The organism is Taklimakanibacter lacteus (assembly GCA_003576695.1).
Lineage (GTDB): Bacteria > Pseudomonadota > Alphaproteobacteria > Rhizobiales > Aestuariivirgaceae > Taklimakanibacter > Taklimakanibacter lacteus.
The window spans coordinates 240,483-265,415 of the sequence record QOZQ01000005.1 but is presented as its reverse complement, the minus strand read 5'-3'; the positions used below and the strand labels follow the sequence as shown (position 1 = coordinate 265,415).

The 24,933-nt window shown below is 63.5% G+C and carries 24 protein-coding genes, 1 tRNA gene and 1 pseudogene; 15 read left to right on the top strand and 11 right to left on the bottom strand.

Annotated elements, in window-relative coordinates:
- Positions 1–20: 20 nt before the first annotated feature.
- The 5 genes from DT068_RS11865 to DT068_RS11845 all read right to left on the bottom strand — a co-directional run bounded on the left by DT068_RS11865 (position 21) and on the right by DT068_RS11845 (position 6,596).
- Entirely contained in the window at positions 21–986 is a 966-nt protein-coding gene (locus tag DT068_RS11865; protein ID WP_119390049.1) for a 3-hydroxyacyl-CoA dehydrogenase, read from the bottom strand.
- Entirely contained in the window at positions 970–1,776 is an 807-nt protein-coding gene (locus DT068_RS11860; RefSeq protein WP_119390048.1) for an SDR family oxidoreductase, read from the bottom strand. The genes DT068_RS11865 and DT068_RS11860 overlap by 17 nt, the downstream gene beginning before the upstream one ends.
- Positions 1,777–1,788: 12 nt before the next feature.
- On the bottom strand, positions 1,789–3,843 hold the full coding sequence (locus DT068_RS11855; RefSeq protein ID WP_119390047.1) for an ABC transporter permease: 2,055 nt from the start codon (positions 3,841–3,843) through the stop codon (positions 1,789–1,791).
- Between the two features lie 2 nt (positions 3,844–3,845).
- Positions 3,846–5,384 carry a sugar ABC transporter ATP-binding protein gene (locus DT068_RS11850; protein ID WP_368904676.1) on the bottom strand — a complete coding sequence of 513 codons (1,539 nt, stop codon included), beginning with the start codon at positions 5,382–5,384 and terminating at the stop codon, positions 3,846–3,848.
- Between the two features lie 81 nt (positions 5,385–5,465).
- Complete coding sequence (locus DT068_RS11845; protein ID WP_119390045.1) at positions 5,466–6,596, bottom strand: sugar ABC transporter substrate-binding protein; 1,131 nt, start codon at positions 6,594–6,596, stop codon at positions 5,466–5,468.
- Between the two features lie 215 nt (positions 6,597–6,811).
- Between DT068_RS11845 and DT068_RS11840 the strand changes: the two genes are divergently transcribed.
- Entirely contained in the window at positions 6,812–7,495 is a 684-nt protein-coding gene (locus DT068_RS11840; protein WP_119390257.1) for a GntR family transcriptional regulator, read from the top strand.
- A 50-nt stretch (positions 7,496–7,545) separates the two neighbouring features.
- Here the strand turns inward: DT068_RS11840 and DT068_RS27995 are convergent, their stop codons facing one another.
- The 3 genes from DT068_RS27995 to DT068_RS11830 form a co-directional block, all read right to left on the bottom strand.
- Positions 7,546–7,890, bottom strand: a complete 345-nt coding sequence (locus tag DT068_RS27995) for a protamine-2 (modular protein) (RefSeq protein ID WP_162914156.1) — start codon at positions 7,888–7,890, stop codon at positions 7,546–7,548.
- Positions 7,891–8,131: 241 nt separating this feature from the next.
- Positions 8,132–8,389, bottom strand: coding sequence for a hypothetical protein (locus DT068_RS11835; RefSeq protein ID WP_119390044.1), 258 nt, complete (start codon positions 8,387–8,389; stop codon positions 8,132–8,134).
- A gap of 79 nt (positions 8,390–8,468) precedes the next feature.
- Complete coding sequence (locus tag DT068_RS11830) at positions 8,469–9,230, bottom strand: SDR family NAD(P)-dependent oxidoreductase (RefSeq protein ID WP_119390043.1); 762 nt, start codon at positions 9,228–9,230, stop codon at positions 8,469–8,471.
- 120 nt (positions 9,231–9,350) lie between these two features.
- Here DT068_RS11830 and DT068_RS11825 point away from each other — a divergent pair, with 120 nt between their 5' ends.
- The 10 genes and pseudogenes from DT068_RS11825 (at position 9,351) to DT068_RS11785 (ending at position 18,442) form a co-directional block, all read left to right on the top strand.
- Positions 9,351–10,751, top strand: a complete 1,401-nt coding sequence (locus DT068_RS11825; protein WP_119390042.1) for an aldehyde dehydrogenase family protein — start codon at positions 9,351–9,353, stop codon at positions 10,749–10,751.
- Complete coding sequence (locus DT068_RS11820) at positions 10,729–11,517, top strand: N-formylglutamate amidohydrolase (protein WP_119390041.1); 789 nt, start codon at positions 10,729–10,731, stop codon at positions 11,515–11,517. The genes DT068_RS11825 and DT068_RS11820 overlap by 23 nt, the downstream gene beginning before the upstream one ends.
- A gap of 35 nt (positions 11,518–11,552) precedes the next feature.
- Positions 11,553–12,152: a helix-turn-helix domain-containing protein gene (locus DT068_RS11815; protein ID WP_119390256.1), complete on the top strand. Its 600-nt coding sequence runs from the start codon at positions 11,553–11,555 to the stop codon at positions 12,150–12,152.
- Between the two features lie 113 nt (positions 12,153–12,265).
- Positions 12,266–12,745, top strand: a pseudogene (locus DT068_RS28500) (ABC transporter ATP-binding protein); the annotation flags it as partial.
- Between the two features lie 18 nt (positions 12,746–12,763).
- Positions 12,764–13,030, top strand: a complete 267-nt coding sequence (locus DT068_RS28495) for an ABC transporter ATP-binding protein C-terminal domain-containing protein (protein WP_438816430.1) — start codon at positions 12,764–12,766, stop codon at positions 13,028–13,030.
- Positions 13,021–14,181: an ABC transporter substrate-binding protein gene (locus DT068_RS11805; protein ID WP_119390039.1), complete on the top strand. Its 1,161-nt coding sequence runs from the start codon at positions 13,021–13,023 to the stop codon at positions 14,179–14,181. The genes DT068_RS28495 and DT068_RS11805 overlap by 10 nt, the downstream gene beginning before the upstream one ends.
- Positions 14,182–14,331: 150 nt before the next feature.
- Complete coding sequence (locus DT068_RS11800) at positions 14,332–15,033, top strand: ABC transporter ATP-binding protein (protein WP_119390038.1); 702 nt, start codon at positions 14,332–14,334, stop codon at positions 15,031–15,033.
- A 6-nt stretch (positions 15,034–15,039) separates the two neighbouring features.
- Positions 15,040–15,939, top strand: a complete 900-nt coding sequence (locus DT068_RS11795; RefSeq protein ID WP_119390037.1) for a branched-chain amino acid ABC transporter permease — start codon at positions 15,040–15,042, stop codon at positions 15,937–15,939.
- 5 nt (positions 15,940–15,944) lie between these two features.
- The gene (locus DT068_RS11790; RefSeq protein ID WP_368904674.1) at positions 15,945–17,042 is read left to right on the top strand and encodes a branched-chain amino acid ABC transporter permease; all 1,098 of its coding nucleotides are present in this window, start codon (positions 15,945–15,947) and stop codon (positions 17,040–17,042) included.
- A complete protein-coding gene (locus DT068_RS11785; protein WP_119390035.1) occupies positions 17,039–18,442 on the top strand; it encodes a glutamine synthetase family protein in 1,404 nt (467 codons plus the stop codon). Before DT068_RS11790 ends, DT068_RS11785 begins: the two co-directional genes overlap by 4 nt.
- Positions 18,443–18,503: 61 nt before the next feature.
- Here the strand turns inward: DT068_RS11785 and DT068_RS11780 are convergent, their stop codons facing one another.
- The 3 genes from DT068_RS11780 to DT068_RS11770 form a co-directional block, all read right to left on the bottom strand.
- Entirely contained in the window at positions 18,504–19,073 is a 570-nt protein-coding gene (locus DT068_RS11780) for a VUT family protein (RefSeq protein ID WP_119390034.1), read from the bottom strand.
- Positions 19,074–19,087: 14 nt separating this feature from the next.
- A complete protein-coding gene (gene queF, locus DT068_RS11775) occupies positions 19,088–19,543 on the bottom strand; it encodes a preQ(1) synthase (RefSeq protein WP_162914155.1) in 456 nt (151 codons plus the stop codon).
- 59 nt (positions 19,544–19,602) lie between these two features.
- A tRNA-Phe gene (locus tag DT068_RS11770) sits at positions 19,603–19,678 on the bottom strand.
- A gap of 595 nt (positions 19,679–20,273) precedes the next feature.
- On the opposite strand from DT068_RS11770, the gene DT068_RS11765 reads away from it, so the two are divergent.
- The 4 genes from DT068_RS11765 (at position 20,274) to DT068_RS11750 (ending at position 24,904) form a co-directional block, all read left to right on the top strand.
- Positions 20,274–21,803, top strand: coding sequence for an extracellular solute-binding protein (locus DT068_RS11765; protein WP_119390032.1), 1,530 nt, complete (start codon positions 20,274–20,276; stop codon positions 21,801–21,803).
- 113 nt (positions 21,804–21,916) lie between these two features.
- Positions 21,917–22,915 (top strand): carbohydrate ABC transporter permease, encoded by a 999-nt coding sequence (locus tag DT068_RS11760; protein ID WP_162914154.1) that lies wholly within the window; start codon positions 21,917–21,919, stop codon positions 22,913–22,915.
- 3 nt (positions 22,916–22,918) lie between these two features.
- Entirely contained in the window at positions 22,919–23,797 is an 879-nt protein-coding gene (locus tag DT068_RS11755; RefSeq protein ID WP_119390030.1) for a carbohydrate ABC transporter permease, read from the top strand.
- A 12-nt stretch (positions 23,798–23,809) separates the two neighbouring features.
- Positions 23,810–24,904: an ABC transporter ATP-binding protein gene (locus DT068_RS11750; protein WP_119390029.1), complete on the top strand. Its 1,095-nt coding sequence runs from the start codon at positions 23,810–23,812 to the stop codon at positions 24,902–24,904.
- Positions 24,905–24,933 lie beyond the last annotated feature (29 nt).

The window sequence follows — 24,933 nt, the reverse complement described above, 5'->3', positions numbered from 1 at the left end:
CACTTTGCCTTTGGGTGCAGTCAATTTCCGATCTCCTTCGCGGCCCGCTTCTTGTGCGCGGCCAATGCCATCAATCTCTTGTCGCGCCACATCTGGCGCTCCTGCAGCTGCGTCGCGGGTGTGCGCTTGCGCCGCTCCGGCTCGATCTCGTCCATCACCGGCCCCACCCAGTCGACCCGGCGCTGCATCTGCGGGAACAGATTCTCGTAGATGCCCTGATAGCGCTCGGCATAGTCGCGCACCCCGCCCGGCGCATTGAGGTCGATGGTCTCGAACGGACCCATGAAGGACCAGCGCAGCGCCAGCCCGTCGCGGATGCCGATATCGATGTCCTCGACGCTGGCATAGCCATCGGCGACGAGGCGGAAGGCTTCCTCGAGCAGGGCGCCCTGCATGCGGTTCATGATGAAGCCGTCGAGCTCCTTCTTCATCACCAAAGGCGCATGACCGGCCGCGATCAGGAACTGGCGCGTGTGCTCCATCGTCTCGGCCGAGGTCCATGGGGCGGGCACCACCTCGGCGGCGGGGATGAGATAGGGCGGATTGATCGGATGGACGACGACGCAGCGCGCCCGGCCCTTGAGGCCTTCGGTGAAGCGCGACGGCAGGAGGGCCGAGGTCGAGCTCGCGAGGATCGCGTCAGGCCGTGAAGCTTTATCGAGCGCCTCGAACACCTTGATCTTGGTGGCGAGCACTTCCGGCGTGTTCTCCTGCACATAGGTCGCCAGCGCCAGCGCCTCTTCCATGGTCTGGGCCGGCGTGATGCGGGCGAGCACGGTGGCGGGCTTGTCGCCATTGAGGAGGTCGTTGCGGTCGAGATCGTCGAGGACGCCCGCTATATAGTCGAGCGCCTTTTGCGCAGCGCCTTCCGCCTGGTCCCACAGGCGCACAGGCGAGCCGGCGCGCGCGAAGCTGATCGCCCAGGCGCGGCCGATGAAGCCCGAGCCGATGACGGCTGTGTTCCAGCGTTCAGAGGGTTTCGACATTGCCATCGACTCCAAGGGATTGGCCTGAGACATTGACGCCGGCATCGGACAGAAGGAACGCCACCATGCTGGCGATGTCATAGGGGCTGACCATGCGCCTGAGCGACACGCGCTCGAGATAGCGCTCTTCCATGTCCTTGTGGCTGATGCCGATCTGCCTGGCGCGGTCGGCGATCACCTTGTCCATGCGCGGCCCTTCGACGATGCCGGGCAGGATGGCATTGACCCGGATGCGCGAGGGGCCGAGCTCCTTGGCGAGGCTCTGGGTGAAGCCGACTATGGCGAATTTGGCCGAGGAATAGGGTGTGCGGAAAGCATAGCCGTGCCGTCCGGCGGCCGAGGACATGTTGACGATCGACCCGCCGCCCGCCTGCTTCAGCATCGGCACCGCCAGCCGGGCGCACAGGAACTGCCCGGTGAGGCACACATCGATGCAGCGCCGCCAGTCTGCCGGCGAGATCTCATCGACGCCGCCGGTCGGGCCGGCAATGCCGGCATTGTTGATGAGGGCATCGAGCCCGCCCCATTCCTTGGCGATCAGCGCGAACATCGCCGCGACATCCGCATCGACCGCGACATCGGCCTTGGTGGCGAGAAGTTTCGGCAAGGCCTTCTTCGCATCGGCGAGGGCTGCATCCGCGATATCGCAGATGGCGACCCGGGCACCCAGGCTCGACAGCGTGCTGGCGATGGCGAAGCCTATCCCCGAGGCGCCGGCGGTGATCAGCACGCGCTGACCTTGCAGCCCGGCAAGGAAGTCATTGGCCGATTGGGGAGCCTTGTTGCTCATTCTGGTCTTCTCCTAGTTTCTTCTGTCGCGGAGCGCCACCACCGCGCCCAGCACCACGAGGCCGAACAGGATGGCGCGTGTCGCATAGGGCAGTGTCGTGCCGGCAAGGAAAGTCTGCAGCCCGGTGAGCAGCAGCACACCGCCCAGCATGCCGAGATAATGGCCGCGCCCGCCGGTGATCAGGGCGCCGCCCACCACCACGACGGCGATCGAGGGCAGGAGATAGTCATCGCCCATGCCGAGGCTCGCCTGGCCTGAGAAGCCGGTCAGCAGCACGCCGACCAGGCCTGAGCACAAAGCCGAGAGCATATAGACGAAGACCAGCGTGCGCCCGACGGCGATGCCGGAAAGCTCGGCCGCCCTGATCCCGTTGCCGATGCCATAGACGCGCCGGCCGAAGGCGGTGCGGCCGAGAAGCGTCACGGCGAAGATCACGAACAGCACCATGAACAAGACGACCGGCGTGAAGATCCAGATCTTGCCGGTCATGAACCAGCGCAGCATCGGCGATGAGAAGCCGTCGGGCGTGCCGTTGGAATAAAGGAGGGCCGCCCCCTGCAGCAGGCCGTTGGTGGCGAGCGTCATGACGATGGGCGAGAGGCCGAGAAACACGATGCCGAGCCCGTTGATGAGGCCGATGAAGCAGGCGAGCAGCAGCACCAAAGGCAGCGCATAGATCAGCGCCACATCCGATCCCTTGACCATGCCGGCAAGCAGGATGCCACACAAGCCGATGGTCCAGGGCACCGAGAGATCGAGCCCGCCGGTGAGGATCACCGTTCCCTGGCCCAGCGCCAGGATGGCAAGGAAGGAGGACAGGACGATCAGCGAATTCCAGTAGCCGGGATTGAGGATGGCGCCGCCGAGCCAGGCCTGCGTCACCAGGATGACGATGATGAAGCAGACATAAGCGGGCAGGGCATAGCGCAGGATCTCGGCATTGCGCGTGAGAAAGGACGGTTTTGCCGCGGCCTCCACAGTCTTGCGGGTCTTCGCGATCGCGAGGCGCTGGTCGTCCTGGCGCAATTGCGACACCAGCGTGCCGGCGCGCCTTGCGCCAAGCCTGGTGCCGAGCACCCGCAATTGCTGCGCCAGCGTCGATGTGCGGGAGATTGAACCGGCGAGGACTGCCAGGATGAGGATGGTGGCCTCGGCAATGGTCGAATAATAGGCCGACACATTGAGGACGAGCAGGATATTGACGACGATCATCAGCACATAGGCGCCGATGGCGCTGCCCAATGGCCCGCCACGCCCACCGCCGAGCCTGGTGCCCCCCACCACCACCGCGGCGAACATCGAAAGCAGCAGCGGATTGCCGACCAAGGGATCGCCGCTGCCGGTCTGGGCGCTGATGAAGACGCCGGCCAGGCCATAGCAGCCGCCGGCGATCACATAGACGAGGAAGCGCGTGAGCACGGTCGACACGCCGACCGCGGCGGCCGCATCGGCGTCGCTGCCCACCGCATAGATCGCGGTGCCGAGCCGCGTATTCTTGAGCCAGGCCCAGGCGAGCAGCACCACGCCGATGAGGGCGATCGGCATGGGAAGCCATCCGGGGATAGCATCGCCCAGATAGAAGGTGCCGAGCGAGGGCGACACGAAGCCACCCGGCTTGTCCATCACGAGGAGCGTCACGCCCTGGATGATGAACATGGTGGAGAGCGTCACCACGATCGGCTGCAACCGGAGCACGGCGATGAAGAAGCCGTTGACGGCGCCGGTCGTCATGCCGATCCCCATGCCGACCAATGTCCACAGGAGCACATTGGCTTCCATGTTCATGGGGTCCATCGAGCGCGCCAGCACCGCATTGACCAGCGAGATGACCGCGCCGGCGGACAGATCGAACCCGCCCGACAGGATGACGATGGTCTGGCCGATGGCGGCCAGCGCCGAGGTGGCGCCGCCGCTCGCCAGGAAGGAGATGTCGAAATAGGTGAGGGGACCGGCGCTGATCAGATCGACGACGGCGATCAGGATGAGAAAGACGGCCGCCGCGACAGCGACGCCGCGATGGGTGGCGAGGAGGCGCCGCACGGGCGAGGAGGGTGCTGCTGCGGCCATGCTCATGCGGCGGCATCCTCAGGCGCTGAATCCTCATGGCCGAGCGCCGGGCGCATGATGGCGCTCTCGCTCAATTTGCCGCTGGCGATCTCGGCGACGATCCGCCCCGCATAGAGCACCAGCACCCGGTCGCACAGATGCACGAGCTCCGGCACCTCGGTCGAATGGAACAGGATGGCGCCGCCCTGGTTGGTGAAGTCGCGCATCATGACATAGAGCTCGTGCTTGGTGCCGACATCGATGCCGCGCGTCGGATCGAAGAGAAGCAGGATGCGGCTTTGCGCCACCAGCCATTTGGAGATGGCGATCTTCTGCTGGTTGCCACCGGAAAAGGCGCCGGCCTGTGTCCATAAGGCGCGCTCGTTCACTTCGACCGTATCGAAGGCCTGCCGCACCGCATTTTCTTCACCGCTCTTGTCGATGAGCCCATAGCGCGAGAAACGCTCGATCACCGGGATCGAGGCATTGGTGCGGCCGCTGAGCTTGAGGAAGAGACCTTCGGTCTTGCGGTCCTCAGGGAGAAAGCCGATGCCGATATTGGGACGCATGGCATCGACCGGCGATGTGATGGTGACGGGCTGGCCGTCGACCGCGAGCCCGCCCCGCCGGATGGTGGCCATGCCGAAGCAGGCGAGGAACAGATCGAGCTGGCCCATGCCCTGGAGCCCGGCAATGCCGAGGATCTCGCCCTTGCGCAGGTCGAAGCTCGCTTCCTCGAGCTTGTCGCCGGCCTTGAGATCATGGGCCGACAGTACCGGCGGCCCGAAGACGGACGGATCGCTCGGCCGCGGCGGAAAAGTCTGGGCGATGGAGCGCCCGACGATCTTTTCGATCACATCCTTGTCGGAGATGTCGCCGACCGCCCCGGTCATGATGTGCTGGCCATTGCGCAGGATGGTGAGGCTGTCGCAGAAGGCGCGCACCTCGCGCAGCCGATGCGAGATGAAGACGATGGTCCGGCCCTGCGCCCTGAGGCTGGCGATCAGCTGGCCGAGCCAGTCGACATCGCCGCCGGAAAGCGTGGAAGTGGGTTCATCGAGAAGCAGGATATCGGGATTGCGATAGGTGGCGCGCGCGATCTCGATCTTCTGCTGCAGAGCGAGGTCGATCTCGCCGGTCTCGGCGTCGAGATCGATGCTGAAGCCGATCTTCTCCAGATGCCGCTGGATCGCGGCACGCGCCGACCGGCGCCTGATGGTGCCGGTGATGCCCATGGGCGCATAGGGCAGCATCATGTTGTCGAGCACCGAGAGGTCGGGCACCAGGGTCATTTCCTGGAATGCGGTCTGGATGCCATGCCGGTGCGCCGCGCGGGGCGACGAAAGACTGGCCATCCGCCCCGCGATCTCGATATGGCCGGCATCGGGTTGCATGAGGCCCGACAGCAATTTGACGATGGTCGATTTGCCGGCGCCATTCTCGCCCAGGAGCGCATGCACGCTGCCGGCCTTGATGTCGAAGGAGACATCATTGACGGCAAGCGTCGGCCCGAAGGCCTTGCGCACGCCTTTGACGCTGACCGCGAGCTTGTCGCTGTTCATGGCTTCGATCATGGACGCGGAATCGAACCGGATAAAGCCCGGGCGAGGCCTGAGGAGGAAGACGGCCTCGCCCGGATGAGGTCAGTTTTCCGGCTGACCGACAAGCGCCGCGTTGAGGCCGATTTCCGGCGTCTCCGGCGAGAAGATCGAGGCGAACCAGCCCGGATTGGAGACCAGCGACGGCAGGAACGCATTGCAGCCGTCCTTCATCTCCTGCCAGGTGCCTTCCTTGCACAATTTCACCGTGTCATTGGTGACGACGGGCAGCGGCAGCACGGTCTTCTTCGGCACATCCTTGCCTTCCAGCGCCTGGACCGCGAGCTTCAAGGCGAGGCCGCCGGAATAGGGCGGCGATGCATAGGAGATGCGCGGCGCGCCGATCGGCGCATAGGGTGCGGCAGCGCTCTCCACCTCGGTGCCGGCGGGCAGCATCTGGATGCGTCCGCCATTCGAGCCTTCACCGGCGCAGGGCAGCAACTGCTCCGCCGTCTTGCCGGCTTCGAGCTGCATGGCATTCGCCGTATAGCAGCCGGCCTGCATCCACAGGCCGCTGATCGTGTCCCAGTTGCGGGTCGCGGTGATCTTCGAAAGCTCGGTGCGCGCGACCGCCTGGCTCCACATGCCGACCGCTTCGCCGACGATCTTGATGTCGGGATGCTTGGCGAAGACTTCCTTGGCGGCCTTGGTGCGCAGATTGTCGACCGAGGTGCCGGGCACGCCGGTGACCAGAACGATATCGCCCTTGCCGTCGAGCTTCTTCACCAGCCATTCGGCGGTGACGCGGCCCGCTTCCTCCTGGTCGATCGAGATATTGTAGGCGCAGGGCTCGGTGATCTCGGCATCATAGGCGAAGACCTTGACGCCCTTGTCGCAGGCATTCTTGACGACCTGGTTCAAGGCGGTGGGCGAGATCGGGAAGATCACGATCGCTTCGGCACCCGCTTGCACCATGGCGTTGATCTGCTGGATCTGGCGCTGCGCATTGGGGCCCGCCACCTGCACCTGCAGGTCGACCTTGTCGGCCAGGCTCTTATGGGCGGCCATCGCCTTCACCATATTGGCGGCTTCCGCCTGCCAGTCATTGCCGATGAAGCTCATGCTGAGGAAGATCTTGTGCTTCCCGGCGGCTTGCGCCGATCCGGCGGTTGCGACGAGGCCGGCAGCCAGCGCCGTGCACAAAGCAAGTTTCTTGAGTCGGCTCGATAACGTCATGAGGGTCCTCCCAGGATTGTTGGCGCCGATCCCCGGTTGGCTTTGTTGTTCCGGGGCAGCCGCCAGATAATTTCCTTGTTTTGATCAAAGATCAATGATTTATTTTCAATGAGCCAAAATATTGCAGCTCTGGCGTGTGGCTCACCCTTGCGGTGGCGGCGATTCGCCCTGAAAGGATGAGGGAATTTCGCGAAGGGCTGACGGAAGCGAGCGGCATGGCAGGCGCACAACATCCCAGGACAAATCTGAAAGTCGTTCCGCTCAACCGCGAGACCTTGCAGGACCGGGTCTATCGCAAGGTCTGCGATCTCATTCTCGATGGCGAGATCGCACCTGGCCAGCTGGTCACCATCCAGTCGCTCGCCGATGCCTTCGAGGTGAGCCACATGCCGGTGCGCGAGGCGCTGAAGCGCCTGACCGCCGCCAATGCCTTGACCGTCGTCTCGGGCCGCTCGATCGGCATCCCGCCGCTCAGCCGCGCCAGCCTGAACGACCTGCGCAATGTCCGCGTCGAGGTCGAGACGCTGGCCGCGGTGTGGGCTGCCCGCAACATCACCGATGCCGAGATCGCCGACATCGAGGACCTCTATCGCAGGCTGGGCCTCGCCAATCAGGCGGGCGATGTGCGCTCTTTCCTGCGCGCCAACCACGCGCTGCATTTCGCCATCTATCGCGCCGCGCGCTCGGAGACGCTGATCACCATCATCGAGAATCTGTGGCTGCAGATCAGCCCCTACTTCAACTTGCTGCGCGGTTCCGGCAATTACGAGGTCTCGAACACCCATCACCAGATGATGGTCGACGGTCTCAAGACGCGCAACGAGAAGCAGGTGAGCGATGCGGTGCGTGCCGATATCGACGCCGCCTATCAGGTGCTGCTGGGGCTGGTCAGCCCATGAAAAAAGGGAGCGGACCCGACGAGTCCGCTCCCTTGCATTGTCGTTGAGCTTCAGCCGATCGACAGCCAGATCCACACCGGCCGCCTGCGGCAACGGCGACGCCAGCGCCCATGCCGCCAATAGCGCCGGCAAATGCGGCGCCAGCGCCGACGGCGCCGGCGGCGATGCCGGTAGCCATTGTGCCAGGCGAGTTGCTCGCCGGCTTCCTGCGTGGTGTCGCCGCTTTCATCGGCGTCGGCTTTCAAATCCTCGAGATTGGGAAGGACGCTTGATCCGGGGGCGGTTTCATCGGCGAGCACGCCCGCCAGCGCCTCCGTCCGGGGTGTCACGATCGTCGCGAGAGCTGCCGCTCCCGCTACGCCAAACAGCCCTGTAACAAACAGTCTCCTGTCCATCGTTTACTCCTTTTCTCCACGACGTGACGTTCTGAAGCTGCCACAAATTCAGTTGCGGTCAACCTTAACGCGGCGACAGAGTAAAAGTTCCTGCAAATATCCATTTATGCGTCACCGCTCCGCATGGATGAACATCCTGGATGAGCCGATGAGAAGCCCGTCCCCATTCCGCCCCCTCTCAAGCGGAATCGCAACCGTCATGGAGAGCGCAATTTCGGGCTTTTCGATGGCTGGGCAGGTATCAGGCGGCACGCCGGCCGGCCCCGGCAGGTTTTGCTTCAGCCGGCGTGAATTCCTTCTGGCTGATGATGGTCAGGCGGGCGAGGGCGAGGCGCTGTTCCTTGAGCTCCGTCTCGAACCGCGCAAGCGTCTTTGTCGAATGGACAGGCTCGTAGCCGGCTTTCCGCGCCAGCTCGATGAATTCGGCCAGCCTTGCGGCGAGCGCCTTCGTCACTTTGATATGCTCGAGCGTGAGCCTGATCCTTTCGCGGCGATTCATGTCGGAAGAACGCACGAGCCGTCGCGGCGTTCCGTGGACCGGCACGCCGGAGCGTCGAATGATCGTTCCGAGCCTGAACCTAAACTCTGAGCAACAATCCGCCATCGACGACGAGGTCGATGCCGGTGATGTAGCTGGCGCCGTCCGACAGAAGGAACAGCGCGGCATTCGCCATGTCATCCGCGGTCCCGATGCGCTTCAGCGGCACATAATCGGCAACCTGGCCGCGGATCTGCTCGGTGTTCCAGCGCGCCTGCAGGGGCGTCAATGTCGGGCCGGGGCAGATGCTGTTGGAGCGGATGCCGTCGGCCGCGAGCTGCATGGCGAGCGAGCGCGACATGGCGCAGACCGCGGCCTTGGACGCCTGATAGGCGTCCTGCGGCTGCGGATCGCCGCGCATCCACTGGATGGTTGAGACATGGACCATGGCGCCGCCGCCCGTCTTGCGCAGCAAAGGCGTGGCGGCGCGGCTGGTCAGCACCATGCTTTTGAGATTGATCTCCATCACCTCGTCCCAGACCGAAAGCTCGGTCTCGAGCAGCGACTTGTCGCGTCCGAACCACAGCACGCCCGCGACATTGGCGAGATAGTCGAGCCGGCCATGGCGGTCATAGGCAGCACGGATGGCCTTCTCGACAAAGCCCGCATCGCGCAGATCGCCCTGCGCATACTGCACGGCAGCGCCTGCGGCCTTCAGGCTGTCGGGACAGGCTTTCACATCGATCGCGGTGACGGCCGCGCCCGCTTTGGCGAGCGCCAGCGTGATCGCCTCGCCCATGCCGCCGCCGGCGCCGGTCACGACGGCTGTTCTGTTGCGAAAATCATAGCTTGGCGTGGGCATGGATTCTCTCTCCGCTGGTTTTATGCGGGTTACATAGCACAAAAAAGCCGAATACGAAAAAATTTTCCATTTTGGATAATTCGTGTAGATTGGTCATCCGGTAGTCTTCAGGGGTGAGAAATGGACATTGCGGAGCGTGCGGCCTTCGACGTCGTGTCACCGGTCGATGGGAGAGTCTATGCCCGTCGCCTCTATGCGGGTTCGCGCGAGATCGAGGCGGCGCTGGCCCGGGCCGAGGCGGCGGCAAAGGGTTGGGCGCGCACGCCCATCGCCGAGCGCATCGCCGTCATCGCCCGCTTCGGCGAGGAAATGGCGAGGCGCGCTCCGGCACTTGCCGAAGCCGTCGCCTGGCAGATGGGGCGTCCGCTCTGGCAGGCGGACGAGACGGCCCGCCTGAAGCTCGTCGGCGATCTCACCGCCGAAGCGGCGGTGGCTCTCGCGGATGAGGAGTTTGCCGCCGATCCGGGGATCAGACGCTTCACCCGCTATGTGGCGCTGGGCGTGACCTTGTCGATCTGTGCCTGGAACTATCCAGTGGCGATGCTGGGCTATCTCGTCTCGGGTCCGCTGGTGGCGGGCAATGTCGTCCTCTTCAAGCACTCGCCGCAGACGCCGCTCATCGGCGACATTGCGGCGGAAGCCTTTGCCGCAGCGGGCGCGCCGCCTGGCGTCTTCCAGGCCCTCGACATGACCCATCCCGATGCCGAGCGCGTCATTGGCTCCGGGCGGTTGCGCTCCGTCCATTTCATCGGCTCAGTCCCGGGCGGAAGGCGCGTCCATACCGCCGCCGCCGGCACCTTCACTCATGTCCATCTCGAGCTTGGCGGCAAGGATCCCGCTTACATCCGCCCCGATGCGGATCTCGACAAGGCCATCCCCTTGCTGATCGAGGGCAGCTATTCCAATGCCGGCCAGTCCTGCTGCTCGGTCGAGCGTATCTATGTGCATGAAGCGATCGCCCCACGCTTCATCGAGGCCTTTGCCGCGCAGGCGGCCGAGGTCACGATCGATCATCCGATCGATGCCAGGCCCTATATCGGTCCGGTGGTGAGTGCGCGCGCCGCCCAAACCATTCGCACCCATATTGGCGATGCCGTCGCCAGGGGGGCGCGGCGCGTCCTGGCGCCCGGGCGGTCGCCGACATCCCTGCCGGGCGAGGCCTATGTCGAGCCTGAAATGCTGGTCGGCACCGATCATACGATGACGGTGATGCGCGAGGAGACTTTCGGTCCTGTTGTCGCCATCCAGACCGTGCGTGACGATGCCGAGGCCATTCGCCTGATGAATGACAGCGACTATGGGCTGAGCGCCAGCGTCTGGACGGCCGACAGCGACACCGGATTGAAGCTCCTCGATGAGATCGAGGCGGGCACGGTCTATCTCAACCGTTGCGATCATGCCGATCTCTATCTGCCCTGGGGCGGGTTGAAGAATTCCGGCCTCGGCCGCGTCAATGGCCGTGAAGGCCTGAGGCAGGCCAGCGATATCAAGGCGTTTCATGTCCGCACCGAATTTGCCTGATTGCGACCGCGACGCGCTCGCCAAGGCTTCCGTCACCTTCCACGCGGCGGGGCGACCTTCACCGCTGCTGCTCGTCTGCGAGCATGCCGGCAATCTCGTGCCGCCGCCCTGGCGCAATCTCGGCATTGCCGCTCCATTCCTCGACACGCATTTCGCCTGGGACATTGGCGGCGCCGCGCTGACCCTGCTTCTTGCCGAAAGACTCGCAGCGCCGGCCGTCATGGCCAATTTTTCGCGCCTGTTCCTCGATCTCAATCGCGCCCCCGCCGACTGGGACTGCCTGCGTCCCGATATGGGTGGCATACCGGTGCCCGGCAATCTCGCGGCGACAGAAGAAGACAGAGCCTTGCGCGAGGCGATTGCGCGCCTGCCGTTCGATGCCGCGATGCGCGCGTCTCTGGTGGCAAGGCCGGCTGTCGTCTCCGTCCACACCTTCACGCCGGTCATGGGCGGCAAGACGCGTCCGACCGATATCGGCGTCCTGTGGCGCAAGGAATGCCGGATGGGTGATGCGGCCCTTGCCGAGCTGCGCCGGCAGAAGGCGTTCGTCATCGGCAGCAACGAGCCCTATGACTGGCATGCCGCGGAAGGCTATACGCTGCGCCATTACGGCCTCGATCAGGGGCTTGCCTGTCTCTATCTCGAAATCCGCAACGACCTTCTGGGGACCGCGGCGGATGTGGCAAAGATGGCCGACGCGCTCATTCCCGCTTTGCAGGCGGAAATGCATCTCATGGACAGTGTCGGACCAGTGACGGTAGGCTAGATTTGCCGGATTCGAAAAATGGAGCTCAGGCGCTGGTGAAGTCCAAAACCGTCCTCGCCAAGATTCGCGAAATCAGAAAGTCCAAGGGTCTCACTCTCGAGGAGCTGAGCGCTGCCTGCGGGCTGTCGGTCTCGCAGCTCTCCAAGATCGAGAACGGCAAGGCCAGGCTCACTTTCGACATCGCCTTGACGCTGTCGGGCCTCCTCAAGGTGCCGGTCACCGCCTTTCTCTCGTCCTCGGACAAGACGCCCATCGCGCGCCGCTCGATCACTCAGGCGGGCGGCGGCATCGTGCATCAGACGCCGGGCATGCGGTTTGAGGTCCTGTGCAGCGACTTCCGCGAAAAGCGCAATGTCTTCTGGCGCGTCGTGATCAGCGCCCGCACCGTCGAAGACAGCGGCGGCTGGCGCAGCCATCCGGGCGAGGAGTTCCTGCATGTGCTCGAAGGCACGCTCAACCTCCATACCGAGCATTACGAGCCGACCGTGCTGGCGACCGGCGACAGCATCCTGTTCGATGCCAGCATGCCGCATGCCTATGTCGCGGTGGGATCGGCGGATGCCGTGGTTCTGATGTCGAACACGGTGCCGGGAGACATGGACCTGGCCGGCGCTCCGGGAACGCGTCGCGGATAAATTTTCCAAAATAGAAAATTTCTTGCATTTTGGAAAATCCGGCAATAGACTGTCTCGATAACAGCGCCGCAACGCTACCAATCATAAGCGCCAGAGGGAGGCCGCGGAGATCCGTGCTGTCGATCGACAACGTCAGCAAGAGTTTCATGGGCGTGCGCGCCTTGCGCGGCGTGAGCTTCGTCGGTGCTGCGGATGAGATTCTGGGCCTGATCGGTCCCAATGGCGCCGGCAAGTCGACGCTCGTCAATGCCATCAGCGGCGTCCTCAAGCCCGACAGCGGTTCGATCCGCCTGGGCGATGTCGATCTCACCGGCCGCGGGCCTGAATTTGCCGCCCGCCAGGGTGTCGGCCGCACCTTCCAGAATCTGCGTCTCTTCCCGTCCCTGACGGTGCGCCAGAATGTCGAGGTCGGTCTCATCACCTGCCGCCGTCACCGGCCCGAGGTCGCGCGCAGCATCGATATCGATGCGCTGCTCGACCGCTTCGGCCTCGCCGCCGATGCCGGGCGTCCGGCCGGCACATTGCCTTATGGCCAGCAGCGCCGCCTCGAGCTGGCGCGGGCCGAGGCCCTGGGCGCCAAGCTTCTGCTGCTCGATGAGCCGGCGGCCGGCATGAATGACTACGAGACGGCAGCCCTCGCCGATCAGCTGCGCGCCATCCGCCGGCGCAGCCGGTGCGCGCTCCTTGTCATCGATCATGATCTGCATTTCATCATGAGCGTCTGCGACCGCATCTGCGTGCTCGACATGGGCGAGGTGGTGGCGATCGGGACGCCCGAGCTCATCCGCGCCAATCCGAAAGTGGCCGAGATCTATCTGGGGGCTGCCGAAGCAGCGCCGCATCAAAAAAACATACGGGAGGAAAGACAATGGAACTGAAGAAGCTCGTACCGGTCATGGCCCTGGGGCTCGTCATCGGAGGGGGCGGCACCGCCTTCGCCGCCGACACCGTCAAGATCGGCATCGCCGTGGCATTGACCGGTCCTCTGACGCCCTATGCCGAATCCGAAGGCATGCGCTGCATGGCCGACAAGGTGAACAAGGCGGCAGGGGCCGATGATCCGAAAGTGGAGATCCTGGTCGAGGACAACCGCTCCGACGCGCAGCTCTCTGTCTCGCTTGGCCAGAAATTCCTCGATGCCGGCGCCCAGGTCATCACCGGCCTGCCCTTCCCCGATGCCCTCATTCCGATGACGACCATGGCGCAGAGCTACAACGTCACCGTCTATTCCGCGCCCAACACGCAAGTCGAGATGCAGGAGCTCGGTACCGGCAACTTCATTGCCGGCGCCGTGCCCGATCCGATCAATGCCGCCGCGACCGCCGCCGTCGCCTATGCCAAGGGCGCGCGCAAGGCCGTGCTCCTCACCTCGGAGGATTCAGGCTCCTGGTCGGCGAAGCTGCCCGAATGGTTCGGCGACGCCTTCACCAAGGCGGGCGGCCAGGTGGTCGGCAAATTCAGCTATAATTTCGGCATTTCCGACTGGTCGCCGCAGATTGCCAGCATCAAGGCCCTGGGCGAAAAGCCGGATGTCATCCATGTCAGCGGCATCCTGCCCGATATCGGCATCCTCATCCGGCAATTGCGCGCCAATGGCTATGATGGCTGGATCGCCGGGTCCGACGGCTTCGATGATCCTTCCCTCGAGGCGACGGTCGGCAAGCAAGCCGATCTCGACAAGGTGATCTTCGCCACCCATGGCGTCATCGGCAATGGCGGCGCCATCGACCAGTTCCTGAAAGAGTGCAAGGACGCCGGCTTCAAGGTCAATGGCATCTTCGATGCGCTGGGCGGCGACATGGTGGCGGTGATCGCCGGTGCCGCGAAGAAGGCGGGCAGTGTCGATCCGGCCAAATTGCGCGACGCGATCCGCGCCGAGGGCGGCTATAAGGGTGTCACCGCCGAGACCATCTCCTTCGCCGAGAAGCAGAGCTATCCGATCAAGACGGTGCCGGTGATCGGCTTCGCCGACGGCAAGCGGGCTCTCATCACCGAGGTCATGCCGCCCAATATTCCGTATCTGAAATAGTTTCTTTCATGGTTCGTCATCCCGGCCATGGTTCGTCATCCCGGCGAAAGCCGGGACCCATTGAATAAGTGCAATCTGGGCGGCGCTGATCGCATTGAAAGAATTTAGGGGGTCCCGGCTTTCGCCGGGATGACGGAAAGGGGGAGAAGCATGCTTTCGGTCAATCGTCTCTCCGTCCATTATGGCCCCATACGGGCCCTCGATGCGGCATCGATCCGCATCGGGCGGGGTGAGTTCGTGGCCTTGCTCGGCCCCAATGGGGCCGGCAAGACCTCGCTCATCTCCGGCATCGCCGGGCTGGTAAGGGCCCAGGGCCGGGTTCTCTTCGAGGACCGCGAGATCGGCGCCTTGCCGACCGAAGACCGTGTCCGCCGCGGCCTGACCATGACGCCTGAAGGTCGTCATGTCTTCGCCAATCTCACTGTCGCCGAGAATCTCCGCCTCGGCGCCGCGATCAGGCGCGATCGCGAGGGTGTCGCGCAGGATATCGAGAAGTATCTCGGGCTTTTTCCCATTCTGCGCGAGCGCAACCATCAGCTGGCCGGCACCTTGTCGGGCGGCGAGCAGCAGATGCTGGCGATCGCGCGCTCCATGATGTCGCGGCCGCGCCTCCTGATGCTCGATGAGCCCTCGCTCGGCCTCGCACCACGCATCGTAGCGCAGATGTTCGACTATATCTCGCTCCTCAAGGAAGCGGGCGTGACATTGCTGGTGGTGGAGCAGAATGTCATGCAGGCGCTGAAGCATGCCGATCGCGCCTATGTCATCTCGTCAGGCATCATCCGCCATGAAGGCAAGGCGGAGGAACTGCGCTCCGACCGCCGGCTCATCGACATGTATCTCGGGAACTGAGGCGACATGGATTATGCGATCCAGCAAGGCCTGAACGCGCTCGCCTTCGGCTCGGAATATGCGCTCATCGCGCTCGGCCTGGCGCTCGTCTATTCCATCATGAATCTGATGAACTTCGCCCATGGCGAGATCATCGCCTGCGCCGGCTATTCGATGTATCTCGCCATACTGATCGGCATCGGCTCGCCCTGGCTGGTGGCGCCCATCGCCATCGCCGCGGGCGCCTTGGTCGCCGTGCTGTTCGAGCGGATCGCCTTCCGGCCGGTGCGCCACGCGCCGACCACCACCGGCCTTCTCACCGCACTTGGCGTCAGCATCGTGGTGCAGAACCTGCTGACGCTGCTGATCTCCCCGCGTCCGCGCGCGGTTCCGGTCTTCAGCGAGCTGAGCCGCACCATCTTCATCGGCCCCTATGCCATTTCGCTGCTGCAGCTCCTCGAGCTTGCCGTGGTGGCGCTGGCGATCGGCGGCCTCGTCCTGTTCCTCAAGCACTCCACTCTCGGCCTTGCGATCAGGGCGGCGACGCGCGAATTCTCCACCGTCCGCCTGATGGGCATCAGGGCCAACCGGGTGATCGCCACGGCCTTCGCTCTGTCGGGCCTCCTCGCCGGCATTGCCGCGATCTTCATCATCGCCAGGCGTGGCAGCATCGACCCGACCTTCGGCTTCCAGCCGGTGATCAAGGCCTTCATCGCCTGCGTGATCGGCGGCTTCGGCTCGCTCGGCGGCGCCGTTCTGGGCGGCATGCTCCTGGGCTTCCTCGATGTGGCGATCATCGTCCTGTTGCCGCAGGAATATGGCGGCCTGCGTGACGCGATCGCCTACAGCATCATCGCAGGCCTGCTGGTGTGGCGGCCGGAGGGATTGCTCACCCGGCGGATCGAGCTCGGCGACAAGGAGATCTGAGACGCATGTCCGTCACCACCCAGACCAGATCAGCGCAGAAAACCTTGGCCCCGTGGATGCGCTCGCTGGTCGGCGGGCTGGTGACGGCGCTGCCGGTCATCCTCATCGGCATCGTCATTCTTCTCTTCGCTCCGGCCTATCTGGTGCGCGTCGCCTTTGCCGCCTATGTCAATCTCCTGATCGTGCTGGGTCTCCAGATATTCATGGGCAATTCCATGGTCGCCAATCTGGGGCAGGGGGCCTTTGTCGGCATCGGCGCCTATTCGGTGGCGATCCTGGCGACCCCGGTGGCGATGAAGAAGCTTTCCATCCCTGACGCACCCTTCGGTCTCGCTGATATCGTATTGCACCCGGCGCTCGCCGCGGGAGCGGGCCTCGGCATTACCGGCCTCATCGCCGCCCTCACTGGCCTCGTCATCGCCAGGCTTTCGGGCGAGGCTGCCACCATCGTGACCTTCAGCCTGATGATGGTGGTGCATTCGATCTTCATCCAGTGGACCGACCTGTTCAAGGGCGCCCAGGCCTTCTTCGGCATTCCGCAAGTGGTCGGCCTTGCGACCGCCATCGGCGCGGCGACGCTGGCCACGATCATTGCGCGCCTCTTCAAGGACAGCGCCTCGGGATTGCATCTCCGAGCCAGTGCCGAAAGTCTGCTCGCGGCCCGCGCGTTCGGCGTCGATGTCTTCCGCCTGCGCCTTCTGGCCTGGATCCTCGGCGCCGTGATATGCGCCTCGGGCGGCATTCTCTATGCCTTCTTCATGGGCACGATCAATGCGCGCGCCTTCCATTTCGAGCTGGTGATGACGACGCTCGCCATGCTGATCCTGGGCGGCATGCGCACCGTGTCGGGAGCGGTCTTCGGCTGCATCGCGCTGGCGCTGCTGCTCGAGGCGATCCGCAGCGTCGAAAGCGGCATCGCCGTTGCGGGCTTCCAGCTTCCCCCGCTTCTGGGGCTCTCAGGGCTCGCGATGGGCGCCATCATCGTTCTCGGCATGACCTTTCGCCCGCGCGGTATTTTTGTAAGGCTGGAGCTGGATGAACTGCTCTGGCGGCTCTTTGCGCGCCGGCAGCCGCGCGCCATCACGGAAGGAAAGCCCATATGACGACGGATTTCGCCAAAGCGGTGGCCGAGCGCAAGCAAAGGCTGCAGCAGCTCCATAAGGAGCTTGCCGGCAAGGGCGCCCGCTTCATCAATGTGCATATGGCGGAGGTCAATGGCGTCTTCCGCTCGAAGACCGCTCCCTTCAAGCTCTCCTATAATGGCGATGCGCTGAACGCCATTCTCTATTGCGTGGCCCATAGCGACGGCGCGCCGACCGGCATTCCGGTGTTTCCGGGTCCGATCAGCAATGACGACAATGGCTATCCGAACATCATGGCGCTGCCTGATCCCGACACCGTGCGCCAGCATGGCTGGGACCCGCGCTTTGCCTCGGTGATCCTCAACTCCTTCAATCTCGACGGCAGCGTCTGCGGGCTCGACCCGCGCGCCATTCTGAAGCGGCAGGAGGAGCGCTGCCTGAAGCTGGGCTATGAGCCGCGTTTCGCGCTCGAATATGAATTCGGCATCTTCCATGCCGATGAGGACCTGATGCGCGCCGGGCGCTATCGCGAGCTGAAGCCCTGGGGTCATTCCTATGTCAATTACGACCTGGTGCGCGGCGGCAATTACCAGTCCTTCATCGCCGACTTCATCACCCGCATGGAGAGCCTCGATATCGGCGTCTCCTCCATGGTCACCGAATATGGCTATGGCATGTATGAATTCGCGCTGGCGCCGAAATCGGCGCTGGCGGCTGCCGATGACGCCATGCGCGCCAAACTGCATTTGCGCGAGTTCTGCGCCGAGCGCGGCCTGGTCGCGACCTTCATGACGCGCTTCCAGCCGCCGGGGCGCGAAAGCGCCTGCGGCGGGCACCATCACCAGAGCCTGTGGCGCGACGGCCGCAACGGCTTCGCGCAAGCCCCCGGTAAATTGTCGGCGCTGGCGCAGCATTATACCGCGGGGCTTTTGGCGCATCTGCCGGAGACGCATCTGCTGTACCGCCCGACGATCAATTCCTATCGCCGCTTCGACCGCGGCGCCTGGTCGCCGGAAGATGCCTCCTGGGGCTATGAGAACCGCACCGCCGCGATCAGGGCGATCACCACGCCGACCGACGAGGCGGTGCGCCTCGAGCATCGCGTGCCTGGCGCCGACATCAATCCCTATCTGAGCGTTGCCGCGATGCTGGCCTCGGGCCTCGACGGCATCGAGCGGAAAATGGCGCTGGAGCCCGCCGCACCCGGCAATCCCGCAAGCCTTGGCCGCCCGCCACTGGCCCGCAGCTTGCGCGGCTCGATCGAGGCCTTCCGCCAGTCGGATTTCATTGCGGAAATTTTCGGCGAGGAGTTCAAGGCGCATTACCTGCTGAGCCGCGAGGCCGAGCAGGAAGCCTTCGACAGCTGGATGGCGGCGCAGATCACCGATTTCGAGTTCCAGCGCTATTTTATCGGGACGTAACGCATGATCCGGAAAAGTGGATGCCGGTTTTCCGACAAGAATCTCGCGAAGCTGAAAAAGCCTATGCCGGCGTAAGCCCCAGCCTCTCATCCCGCCGTCTGAGCCAGGCGATCACCGGCAGGGACAGCAGCACCATCCACGCCTTGCCGATCACCTGGCCTTCGAGGAAAGCGAGGCTGCCGAAAGCCAGATAAAGGAAGACGAGGCTGTCGATGATGAGGCCCACAACGCTGCTCGCCGCCACCGCGAGCACCAGCCCCTTCCTCTGCAGCGGCGTATAGACGAGAAGGTCGGCGGTCTCCGACAGAAGGAACGCCGCCGCCGAGGCGATGACAAGTTGCGGCGGCGCGAAGAGGGCCGAAAGCAGGGCGCCGGCGATGATGCCGGCCGCCGCCACCTTGACGCCGAGGCGGCGCTGGATGAGATCGCGCAGCACCAAAGTGAGTCCGACCATCAGCACGCCGGAAGGTGCCAGCAGTCCCGGCGCCACCGGAATGAGGCATGGGCCGTCAGGCGCGCAGGTCGTTCCCACATGCAGGATGAGCCAGTTCGCTGCCGGAATGCATAGAGCGAAGGCGATGAGAAAGGTGACGCCCTCACGCTGGCGCAATGTTTTAAGGTCGTCATTCATGGTGGTCTCTTTCTTCAGCCGCGGCCGCGATAGCCGGGAACTCCCTGGTCCGGGATCCACAGTCCCTTGGGCGGCTCAGCGGTCTGCCAGAACACATCGATCGGGATGCCGCCGCGCGGATACCAGTAGCCGCCGATGCGCAGCCAGATCGGCCTGGCCGCTTCGCAGAAGCGCTTCGCCACATAGACGGTGCAATGCTCATGGAAGGCGCCGTGATTTCGGAAGCTGTGCAGGAAGAGCTTCAGCGACTTCGATTCAACCAGCAGCTTGTCGGGCGCATAGTCGATGACCAGGTGGCCGAAATCGGGCTGCCCGGTCACCGGGCACAGCGAGGTGAATTCGGGGCAGGTGAAGCGGGTGAGATAGAGCGTACCCCCTTGCGGATTGGGCACCACATCGAGCTTGGCCTCTTCGGGTGAAGCGGGGATGGTGGCGCTGCGGCCAAGCGCAAGGCTGGTTTCGATCGTCATGGTTTTCGCACTCCGCTGGCGCGTGAGCCGGACTTCCTGGCTTTCCATTCTACAGGAAATGGTGCCCAGGGGCGGAATTGAACCACCGACACGCGGATTTTCAGTCCGCTGCTCTACCAACTGAGCTACCTGGGCGCCGAAGGGCCTCGAAAGCGAGGCCTCACGAGAAGCGGGCCGGTTTATAGGCGAGGGTTTTGGCCATGTCCAGTTTCAAAATCTCGTTCCGGATGGTGGTTTGATCGCTTCGTAAAACCCGCTTTGGCGCGCCATGAGCCGCCGCTTCGCCGATGCTTTTATATGAAAGAGAATGATCGGCGCTGCCGAAAGACGCGTTGTCGGCACTTGCTTGATTCGAAGCTGGGCCGCCCGGAAAGGCGCTCGCAAATTTGCGTGAGCATTGCGTCCGGCAGCTTGGAAAGGCGGCCGATCTTTACGCCATTTCGGATTCCTGAAAATATTTGATCAATAAAAGTATTTGAAATCAATATGATAAATTTTCAACCAGAACGAGATCGGAAAAACCCGAAAAAAGAAAAAAATAATTTACAAGATCGGGCGTTTACGGCTAGGCTTTCCTCGACGGGAACGAAGCCTCGTCGCACCACCAGCGCGCGGTCGCGCCATCGACAGCGGACCACGCGATGGAACAAGGGCGTCAATCGAATGCGCCCCGCGAAACCGAAAACAGAACGCCGGTCTCAGCGCGCACGCTGCCGGATGGGAGGAATTCATGTTTTATGTGCCGAAAGACGCAGTCTATAGCCGTGTCAGCCGCCGCAAATTTCTCGAGCTCGGCGGCGGTGCAGCTTCCGCTCTGGGCGTCGGCTCGCTGACGCTGGGCCTCGGATCGACCGTCACCCGCAGCCGCGTCCAGGCCGCGTCTTCCGATGACGCCAAGTGGAAGCAATATTCGGGCTCCAAGCTCGTCTTCATGTCGGAGAACACGCCGCCCTCCTTCGCCATCCGCGACAATATCAAGGCCTTCACCGATCTGACCGGCATCGATGTCACCATTCTCACCGACGACCTGCCGGTCGTGCAGCAGAAGGTCGGCATCGACCTGCGCGGCGGCAAGTCGGACTATGTGCTCAACTATGTCCAGGACAAGCCGATCGGGGCGCCCTTCGCCGATTTCTACGCCGACCTCACGCCCATGTTCGGCGACAACACCTTGCCGCAGGATGCCGATGGCTATGGCGACGACGCCTGGTTCGAGAATTTCCTCTCCGCCTGCGGCCGTTTCTACACTGAAGGGAAGATCATCGCACTCCCCTATGACGCCGCCATCGCCTGCACCTTCTATCGCCAGGATCTGTTCGAGGCGAACAGCAAGGATTTCGAGGCCGAATATGGCTACCGTCTCGAATTCACCAAGGACACGACCTGGAAGCAGGTGACCGACATGGCCGCCTTCTTCAAGAAGGCCAAGGAAGCCGGCAAGGACGTGCCCTATGGCTACGCCCAGCATCAGGGGTCCTTCGCCTGGACGACGCAGCTCGACATCCAGCGCATGCTCTTCGCCAATGGCCGCTGGATCGACTGGCCGGTCGACGACAAGCTTGGCTCCAAGACGCCCGGCAAGACCAATTGGGGCGACGAGCAGTCGATCCTCACCATGACCAGGTTCAAGGAGCTGGCCGATGTGTCGCATCCCGACAACCTGGCCAACGGCACGCTCGAGCTGAACACCGTCTACCAGTCCGGCAATATCGCGATGCAGGTCCAGTATCACGAATTTGCCGCATCGATCGAGGACGAGACGAAATCGCGCGCGGCCGGGGGCAAGACGGCCTATGCGGTCTGTCCGAAGGGCGAGGCGAGCTGGATCAAGAATGGCGGCGAGGCCGTCAACGGCACCAATTGCGGCATCGGCGGCATCGGCATCAACAACAATGCCTCCGAGGATCTGAAGCGCGCCGCCTATATCTTCGCCATCTGGTCGGTGTCGCGCGAAAACCAGTTCAACGTGCTGAAGGGCCTCGGCGGCACGCCGACCCGCAAGTCGGTGCTGGCGATGGACGAGGTGAAGAAGGCCAGGGTGCGTCCCACCACCATGCCGAACGCGCTCACCTTCGAGCCCGTCTATGACTACGGCATCAAGGATCCGCACTTCGTGCTTGGCCCCAAGATTCCGCAGGCCAACGAATATCACTCGATCCTCGCCGCCGAAGTGCAGAAATGCTGTTCTGGGGAGCAGTCGCCGGAGGACACGTGCAAGTCGCTCCAGTCGCAGCTCGACGAGCTGAATGGGGCGGGCTAAGTTTCCTCAAACCTGCCGGTCCGGCGGCGTCACGGCCGCCGGACCGGTTTTCCGGCTGCAAGCCCCTGCCGTTCCGACCTGCCGCGTCGATGACGGCTGCCGACACGAGATCGATGACCGACACCTTGCTTTCACCTGAACCATCCTTGCGGCAAAGCGAAGGCCTGTTTCGCGTCCGCCAGCTCCTCGACAATGTCGAGGCGCGCCCGGCGCCGTCCCTCATCGCCGAGCCGGCGAAGCTCAACCCGCCGCCGTCCAAGGCCTATTTCTTCTGGCTGATGGCGCCCGCCATCCTGCTGCTCGCCTGCATCTCGCTCTATCCGTTCTTCTGGATGATCTATATGAGCCTCCACGATGTGGAGATCGGCTCGGCCACCTGGAACAATTTCGAGAACTTCACCAGGCTCGTCACCGACACGCGATACCTCAAGGGCTGGACGCTGCTCTTCCAGTACAGCCTCATGTGCCTCGCCTTGCAGATCGGCATCGGCGTGTTCCTCGCCGTCGTGCTCAACGGGTCTCGCTTCGAGAAGATCCTCGTCACCACCCTGTTGATGCCGATGATGATGGCGCCGATTGTCGCCGGTCTCGTCTGGTACTTCCTCTATAACGGCACCTTCGGCTGGTATCACTGGCTGTTCCAGAGCGTCGGCCTGCTCGACGCCAAGTCGATCCTCGCCAGCCCCGGCACGGCGATGTTGGGCATCGTGCTGGTCGATGTGTGGCAATGGACGCCGCTCATCACACTGATCACGCTTGCCGGCCTCAAGCGCGTTCCGCAGGACCAGCTCGAGGCCAATATGGTCGATGGCGCCTCGCCCCTGCGCAACTTCTTCTCGATCACGCTGCCCAATCTCTATCCGGTGCTGCTGATCGCGGTGATGCTGCGCTTCATGGACAATTTCCGCTTCATCGATTCGGCCCTCGTCCTCACCGGCGGCGGCCCCGGCAATGCCACCAAGATATTGCCGATCTATCTGTTCGAAGTGTCGTTCAAGTTCTTCAAGCTCGGCCGCGGCGCGGCGATCGCTCTGACGCTGCTCGTCGTCACCATCATTCTGGGCATGATCCTGGTGAAGGTCTTCGACCGCCAGCAGACGAGGAAATCCTGAGCCATGGCCTCCCGCGACGTCGTCCGATATGAGACACCGCTCACCCGCGGCTTCCGCTGGTTTTCGGCCGTGTTCATCGCGCTCTATCTCGTCTGGACGCTGCTGCCGATCTTCGTGATGTTCGTGTCGTCCTTCAAGGACCTGCTCGAGGCCTTCAAGATCCCTGCGGTCGGCGACTGGTCGGGCATCGGCGTCTTCTTCGATTTCACCCCGACGCTCAAGCATTATCGCGATCTCTTCCTCAATCTCGACTTCAGCCGCTACATGGCGAACAGCCTGGTGGCGGCCGGCGGCTCGGCGGTGATCTCGGTGATCCTGGGCTCGATGGCCGCCTATTCGCTGTCGCGCATCGACTTCAAGGGCAAGAGCGACCTGTTCTTCTGGATCATCTCGACCCGCATGGCGCCGGTGGTCGCGGTGATGGTGCCGCTCTATGCCATCTTCCGCTCGCTCGATCTCGTCGGCACTCTGCCGGGGCTGATCCTCGCCTACACCACCTTCAACCTGCCTTTCGCCATCTGGATCCTGAAGGGCTTCTTCGACAACGTGCCCTATGCGATCGAGGAGGCCCAGATGGTCGATGGCGCCACGCGCTTCCAGGCCTTCATGGCGATCCTGCCTCTGGTGGCGCCCGGCATCGGCGCCTTCATCGTGCTGTGCATCCTCTTCGCCTGGAACGATTTCCTGTTTGCCGCGATCATCGGCTCGGGCGGCGCCAAGACGCTCCCGGTGGCGACGCGCGAGCTGGTCCAGCCGCAGAATATCCAGTGGGGCTCGATCATGGCGGCGGGCGTCGTCACCACATTGCCGATGATGCTGCTCGGCCTCGTCATCAGAAGATATCTCGTCACCGGCCTGACCATGGGCGCGGTCAAGGAATAATCGGAGAATTTCATGGCCAGAGTAACGTTCCGCAATGTGTGGAAGAAATACGGCGAGTTCGCCGCCGTGAAGGACCTGAACATCGATTGTCCGGATGGGAGCTTCCTGTCGATCCTGGGCCCCTCCGGCTGCGGCAAGTCCTCGACCATGCGCATGGTGGCGGGCCTCGAGCATATCAGCGCCGGCGACATCCTGTTCGACGACCGGCGCATCAATGACCTGGCGCCGAAGGACCGCGACGTCGCCATGGTCTTCGAGAACTACGCGCTCTATCCGCATAAATCCGTGTTCGAGAACATGGCCAACCCCCTGAAGCTCAGGGGCCAGGAAGGGGCGCGCATCAAGGACCGCGTCACCCAGGCGGCAAAGCTTCTCGAGATCGGCCATTTGCTGGAGCGCCGGCCGCAGGAACTGTCGGGCGGCCAGAAGCAGCGCGTCGCCATCGGTCGCGCCATCGTACGCGAGCCCAAGCTCTTCCTGTTCGACGAGCCGATCGCCCATCTCGACGCCAAGCTCAGGGCGCATATGCGCGGCGAGATCAAGCACATGCAGCGCACGCTCGGCACCACCATGGTCTATGTCACCCATGACCAGCTCGAAGCCATGTCGATGGCCGATCAGATCGCGGTCATGCATGAGGGCGAGCTGCAGCAGCTTGGCTCCCCGCGCGAGGTCTACAACAAGCCGGTCAATGCCTGGGTGGCGGGATTCGTCGGCGAGCCGGCGATGAATTTCCTCACCTGCGAGATCACCAATGCCGGCGGCAAGCTCATGCTCACCCACCCCGATTTCGCGCTGGCACTGAAGCCGGAGCAGATGAAATGCCTGAACGGAGCCGGGACCGCGGCCACCGTGCGCATGGGGGTCAGGCCCGATGCGCTCGCAATATCGATGACGCGCCCGGCCGAGCCTGCGATCACCGGCAAGGTCTTCGTCAATGAGCTCCTGGGCGGCGACATGATCGTCGAGGTTGAGCTCGCCGATGCCCGCATAAGGGTCAAGACGGCGCCGGAATTCGCCGGCGCCCCGGGCGAGGCTTGCTATGTCACCGTCAATCGTGACAAATGGCACGCCTTCGACGCCGTCACCGGCAAGGCTTTTTTCTAGGCGGAGTCTCCGAAGGAAATTTTCAGGCT